Below are 6,171 nucleotides of genomic sequence, written 5' to 3'. Positions count from 1 at the left end.
CCGTACAAAAGCGTACTGTCTTCGGCGACGCGCCTTGTCTGAAACTTTCGGTGGACGGCTATACAAATTCCAGCTCAGCGTGCGCGTCACCGCCAAATGCCGTTTCAATGCTGCCGAACGCCTGCGTCGCCAGGGCAGGTTTGCCTTTTTCAGTACCACCCTGCTCTCGCTCGGCCTGATTTTCATCCCGCTGATGCAAAACACCAATGTTGAGCTGGCCTTCCCGCCCACCGTACTCAACATGATGTCCACCTTTCTCGCTGTGGCCGTGCTCGTCTATTCCGTGGTCATCGGCACCGCCCAATACGAGGCGCGGGCAGACAAGCTCGGCCAGTGCGCCGACCACCTGAAAGCGCTAAACCGCGAACTTGACAGCCCACGCCAACAGGACGACGACCACGAGGCGATACTGGCCCGCCTGCACAAAGAATATTCCCGCCTCCTTGCCGATACCGAAAACCACAAACGCATCGACTACCTCGCCGCCACCCTGGAGATGAAGCGGGACTACCCCATCACCGGGCTGGTTCGGCTGTACCGGCACATCCGCCTGGTGCTGCAAAGTCTGCTGCCTTATTTCCTGCCGCTGTTATTGCTGATCCTGGAAGCCGTCTTTATCAGCGATATGCTCAAAATCTCGCAACTCCTGCCCGCCCTGCTGCGTAAATAAACCGGAAACTGCCATGCTCCGCCTTTGTGGCAAAATCCTCGCCGCCCTCCTCGCCCTGCCGCTCGTCTGGCTCGCCGCCGCGCTGATTTGCGGCCATATCGTGTACGCCCCCGCACGGCACGACGGCGTCCGCGACATCACCATTTACCTGCTCGACAACGGCGTCCACACCGACCTCGCCCTGCCGCTGGCCAATGACACCTTCGACTGGAGCACGGTCATCAGCCCCGACGACGCGCGCGCCCTGACCTTTACCCCCGCCTACGTCGCCTTCGGCTGGGGCGACCGCGCCTTCTATCTCGAAACGCCACAATGGCGCGACCTGAAACTCGCAACCGCCGTCAATGCCATCAGCGGTCGCGGCGCCACCATCATTCACGCCACTTACCTGCCGCCGCTGCGTGCGACCGTCAACAGTATCGCCATCGCCGTCAGCCGTGACGAATACCGCGCGCTCGTTGCCGGTATCCGCGCCAGCCTGCGCACGGGCGATGACGGTCGTGCCCTCGTCCTCGCCGGGCGCGGTTACGGTGACCACGACGCCTTCTACGAAGCGCACGGCAGCTACAGCCTGTTCAACACCTGCAACAGCTGGAGCAACGCCCGCCTCAGGGACGGCGGCCTGAAACACGTGCTGTGGACGCCCTTCGCCCACGATCTGATGGCGGTGTACCGGTAAAAAAATGGCCTCCCGCCCTACCCCCGGTACACCAGGGGAGAGGGGGAGGCGATGAACGGTGCGCGGCGAACGCTTTACGGCTGCAACGCCAGGTAAAGGTTCTGTCCGTTGCGGTAGATGAGCAGCGGCACGGGGCGTTTGCTGTTGGCTTTTTCCAGCAGGCGGCGCGCGGTTTTGACGTCTTCGACGCGCTTGCCGCCGACGCCGATGATGATGTCGTTTTGGCGCAGGCCGGAGCGCTCTGCCGCCGAGCCTGCCTTGACGCCGCTGATGCGCACGCCTTTGCCACGGAAGCCGAGCTCTTCGCGGTCGTCGTCATCAAGCGCGCTCAGGCTCAAGCCACGCGCGGCGGCGGTGGCTTTGGCGGAGCCGCCGTTGTCGCTACCGTCGTTGAGGTTGCCGATTTCGGCGGTGACGGTTTGTTCTTTGCCGTCGCGCAGCAGTTTGATTTCAATTTTGTCGCCAATCGGCGTGCTGGCGACCAGCGCGGGCAGGTCGGCGGTTTTGTTCACTGCCTTGCCGTTGTACTGGAGGATGACGTCGCCGCTCTCGATTCCGGCCTTGGCGGCGGGCGAGTTTTCTTCAACCTGGGCAACCAGCGCGCCTTGCGGTTTTTCCATGCCGAAGGATTCGGCCAGGTTTTGGTCCAGGCCTTGCAGGCGCACGCCGAGCCAGCCGCGCACGACTTCGCCTTTGTCTTTTAACTGGTCGGCGATGTTTTTCGCCATGTTGATCGGGATAGAGAAGGCCAGCCCGTTAAAGGCGCCGCTGCGGCTGTAGATTTGTGAGTTGATGGCGATGACTTCGCCCTTGCTGTTAAACAGCGGCCCGCCGGAGTTGCCGGGGTTGATGGCGGCGTCGGTCTGGATGAAGGGAACGTAGTCGCCGCTGGGCAGGTTGCGCGCCACCGCGCTGACGATGCCCTGCGTCGCGGTGTGGGAGAAGCCGAAGGGCGAGCCGATGGCGAGTACCCAGTCGCCGACTTGTACCTGGTCGGAATCGCCGATTTTGGCGACCGGGAGGTGGTCGCCCTGGATTTTGACGAGGGCGACGTCGGTGCGTTTGTCGAGGCCGATAACGTCGGCGTTGTATTCCTTGTTATTGTTGAGCTGGACGCGCACTTTTTCCGCGCCTTCAACGACGTGGGCGTTGGTGAGGATATAGCCGTCGCTGTCGATGATGAAGCCGGAACCTTGTCCTTGCAGGATGCGCTGTTCGTTTTGCGGCTCGGCGAATTGGCGACCGCCGAAGGGATCAGGAATGCCGAAGAAATCTTCAAAGATTTCCGGCGGGATGCCGTTAATGGTGGAAGGGGTATTGACGCGGCTTTCCACTTCAATGCTCACCACCGCGTCCTTGGTTTTGGAAACGAGCGCGGTGAAGTCCGGCGCGGGGTCGGCAAGGCTCAAAGGGGCGGTGAGTGCGAGAGTCAATATAACCAATGTTTTATTCATGAATACCTCTGATTGCTTTAAGATAGGGCGCATATTCTGGCTAAATCCACCTTACATTGCCCGAAACAGGCGATTAAAGAAAACTTAGGAGAACTTCATGCACGTTCTGATCATCGAAGACGACAAAGACGTCGCAGCCTACATTACCAAGGGTCTGAGTGAAAGCGGCTATGTCGTCGATGCCGCGCACACCGGTACCGAAGGCTTGTCGATGGCGCAAAGCGGCCAGTACGACATCCTTATCGTGGACCGGATGCTGCCCGAACTGGACGGACTCTCCGTCATCGAAAAACTGCGCAAGGACGGCATGAGCACCCCGGTACTCATCCTCTCCGCCCTTGGCGAAGTGGATGACCGCGTCGAAGGACTGGCGGCGGGCGGCGACGATTACCTCGTCAAACCCTACGCCTTCTCCGAACTGCTCGCGCGCGTGCAGGCGCTGACCCGCCGCCGTGGTGGCGAAATCCAGGACCAGATGATGCTCGAAGTCGCCGACCTGCAACTGGATCGCCTGAAACGCAAAGTCACGCGCAGCGGCAAAAAAATCAACCTGCAACCGCGCGAATTTCGCCTGCTTGAATACCTGATGAGCAACGCCGGCCAAGTCGTCACCCGCACCATGCTTCTCGAAAAAGTGTGGGAATACCACTTTGACCCGCAGACCAACGTCATTGACGTCCACATCTCGCGTCTGCGCAGCAAAATCGACAAAGACTTCGACCCACCCTTGATTCACACCGAACGCGGCGCAGGATATAGCCTCTATGACCCAAACGGCTATAACTAAGCGGCTGCGCGACTGGGGGAAGGCGGTAAAAACTACCGCCTTCAAATTTTCCCTGCTCTTCACCCTCGCATCGAGCTTCGTCACCGGCATCTCGATGTACACCCTCTACCGCAGCGCCGAAAAAGAAATTCGCGAACAAATCGATTCGCGCCTGCTCGCCGAAACCACCAGCCTGCGCCGCCGCTTTGAAGAACGCACCAGCATCGGCCTCTACACCCCGGTACTCGGCATCATCGAGCGCGTCCCCGGCGACCCCAACATCACCTTCTGCGTCACCGCCAAACCACAGCCGCAAGGCAGCGGCAGCAACGGCCTGCCCTTTACCAGCCGCCGCAACAACGATCCCGCCGCATTTGACAGCAGCGCCGCCGACCTCATCATATTGGACAGCAGCGTTGCCGACCTCTGCCGCCTCAACCCCGGCAACCCCACTGACGGCGACCTGCGCCTCAACCTCGTCATGCGCGTCGTCATCGTCAATACCGCCGACAACCGCTACACCCTCATCACCGCCTACGACACCAGCAACGAGCGCAAAATGCTGAAGCGGATGCTCAACAACAGCATCTACGTCACCGGCCTCCTCCTCATTGCCTCCTTCATCGGCAGCTTCCTCATCGGCTACATCATCATCCACAGCATCTCGCGTATCAGCCGCACCGCGCGACGCATCGTCGATGGCGACTTCTCCGAACGCATCCTCACCCGCGCCACCGACGCCGACGAAATGAGCCAGCTCGCGGGCGACCTCAACCATATGCTCGACCGCATCGAAGCACTCATCACCAGCCAGCGGCAAGTCACCAACAACATCGCGCACGACCTGCGCAGCCCGCTCAACCGGATGCGCAACCGCATGGAAGTGGCGCTGCTCGACCGCAACAGCAGCGTCGGCGAGTTGCGCGAAGTCATCGCCGACTCCGTCGAAGACGCCGAAAACCTGCTCAAAACCTTCAACGCGCTCTTAAACATCGCCCAAGTCGAAAGCCGCGCCAAGGACGACTTTAAACACGAAAGCCTGAGCGCCATCTGCGACGACCTGGCCGAACTCTACGACGTCATGACCGAAGAAGGCGAACACACCTTTGAAGCACACATCGAGCGCGGCCTGGACATCATGGGCAACCGTCAGCTCATCGCCCAGGGCATCACCAACCTCTTGGACAACGCCGTCAAATACACCCCCAGCGGCGGCCACATCACCCTGACCGCCGTACAACGCGGCGAAAACATCCACGTCAGCGTCGGCGACAACGGCCACGGCATCCCGCCGGACAAACGCGACGAAGTCTTGAAACGCTTCGTGCGACTGGACAGCGCGCGCAGCACCCCCGGCAACGGCCTCGGTCTCTCGCTAGTGAGCGCCATCGTTGCGCTGCACAATGGCAGCCTGCAACTGCACGACAACAAGCCCGGCCTTCGCATCGAAATCACCTTGCCGAGCGAAACCGCTTACCTGCGCCGCCAAAACGAAAGCGAGCTTTGAACCCCCTCGTCCGCCACAAGGCGGGATTTATAGCCATCCACCGAAAGCCTCATACGGTGTTGCGCCGCTTCGCCGTACAACTGCGTACTGCCTTCAGCGGCGCGCCTTGTCTGAAACTTTCGGTGGATGGCTATACACCTAAACGGAGATAACCATGAAAATCCAGAACTTTATACTCACCTTGAGTACAACTACCCTGCTCTGTGCCTGCGGAGGCGGTGGTGGTGATGGCGACAATACCGCCGATCCCAAACCGCAAACGCCGCCCGACACCAACACCCCAAACGCCGCCCTCTACCAAAAACGCTTCGATGAAGTCAAAAACAAGACCATCCCCTTCCGTGGTGATATGTCCGTCGATACCCTCGTTGATGGCCAAAAACTCATCTCCCTCACCAACAACGAACTGAAAGTAAACATCCGCAACCTGCCGCAGGGATGGTATGACGCGACTGGACAAAGCGTCTTTACTGACGGCTCCGGCATTCGTGACACCGCCCAAATCCGCAGCTACAACGGATTCTATAGCGGCGCCTACATCCAGAAAACAGATAAAGGTCTCTCCCTGCGCCTGGCCTACGGCGTAGAGCCGCTGATTGGCGAAATGCCCAATAGCGGCAAGGCGACCTACAACGGCGTTGCCTTCAACAACGATGCCAAAGGCACACTCGCCTATCAAGTCGATTTCGGCAAAAAAGAAGGACAGGGCAAAATCGCGGGGCTGGGCCGCTACGGCGACATCACCCTGCGGCCGGCACGACTCACCCTGGATAACAGCGACGACTTTGTCGTTGCGGAACTAAACGGTACCGCAACCGGTAATACTGGCGGCGCCATGCGCTATAACGCCCGTTTATGGGGGCCCGGTGCCGCAGAAATCTCCGGCAGAATACAGGACGCAGACAACGACGGCGTCGCCGTCTTCCAGGGCAGTCGCGGCGCGATTACCCCATAAAAGCACGCGCAAAAATCAGCCCCGCCTGTACCACAAGCGGGGCTTTTTCATGTCCGTCCTTCACCGTGCCATGCTACCGGTTTAATAGACCTCTTTCCAAACCAGGCAAAGGCATACGTTTTTTGGAATTTGTATCCCTG

The 6,171-nt window shown here is 59.8% G+C and carries 7 protein-coding genes; 6 read left to right on the top strand and 1 reads right to left on the bottom strand.

Going from position 1 to position 6,171, the window contains the following annotated elements; all coding sequences use genetic code 11:
• The first annotated feature begins 34 nt into the window (after positions 1-34).
• Both Q0349_RS13725 and Q0349_RS13720 read left to right on the top strand, forming a co-directional pair.
• Positions 35-670, top strand: coding sequence for an SLATT domain-containing protein (locus Q0349_RS13725; RefSeq protein WP_298081580.1), 636 nt, complete (start codon positions 35-37; stop codon positions 668-670).
• Between the two features lie 13 nt (positions 671-683).
• Positions 684-1,349: a TIGR02117 family protein gene (locus Q0349_RS13720; protein WP_298081579.1), complete on the top strand. Its 666-nt coding sequence runs from the start codon at positions 684-686 to the stop codon at positions 1,347-1,349.
• Positions 1,350-1,423: 74 nt separating this feature from the next.
• Here Q0349_RS13720 and Q0349_RS13715 read toward each other — a convergent pair whose 3' ends face one another.
• Positions 1,424-2,803, bottom strand: coding sequence for a DegQ family serine endoprotease (locus Q0349_RS13715; protein WP_298081578.1), 1,380 nt, complete (start codon positions 2,801-2,803; stop codon positions 1,424-1,426).
• Between the two features lie 97 nt (positions 2,804-2,900).
• On the opposite strand from Q0349_RS13715, the gene Q0349_RS13710 reads away from it, so the two are divergent.
• From Q0349_RS13710 to Q0349_RS13695, 4 genes are read left to right on the top strand one after another with little or no spacing between them, the layout of a single operon-like run.
• Positions 2,901-3,590, top strand: coding sequence for a response regulator transcription factor (locus tag Q0349_RS13710; protein ID WP_298081577.1), 690 nt, complete (start codon positions 2,901-2,903; stop codon positions 3,588-3,590).
• The gene (locus Q0349_RS13705; RefSeq protein WP_298081576.1) at positions 3,568-5,076 is read left to right on the top strand and encodes an ATP-binding protein; all 1,509 of its coding nucleotides are present in this window, start codon (positions 3,568-3,570) and stop codon (positions 5,074-5,076) included. Before Q0349_RS13710 ends, Q0349_RS13705 begins: the two co-directional genes overlap by 23 nt.
• Positions 5,073-5,228: a hypothetical protein gene (locus tag Q0349_RS13700; RefSeq protein ID WP_298081575.1), complete on the top strand. Its 156-nt coding sequence runs from the start codon at positions 5,073-5,075 to the stop codon at positions 5,226-5,228. The genes Q0349_RS13705 and Q0349_RS13700 overlap by 4 nt, the downstream gene beginning before the upstream one ends.
• A gap of 2 nt (positions 5,229-5,230) precedes the next feature.
• Entirely contained in the window at positions 5,231-6,031 is an 801-nt protein-coding gene (locus tag Q0349_RS13695) for a factor H binding protein domain-containing protein (RefSeq protein WP_298081574.1), read from the top strand.
• Positions 6,032-6,171: the final 140 nt, after the last annotated feature.

The sequence above is a fragment of the uncultured Cardiobacterium sp. genome (genome assembly GCF_938028185.1).
Taxonomy (GTDB): Bacteria; Pseudomonadota; Gammaproteobacteria; order Cardiobacteriales; family Cardiobacteriaceae; genus Cardiobacterium.
The sequence above is the reverse complement of the archived record's forward strand: the minus strand, read 5'-3'. Positions and strand labels throughout refer to the sequence as shown.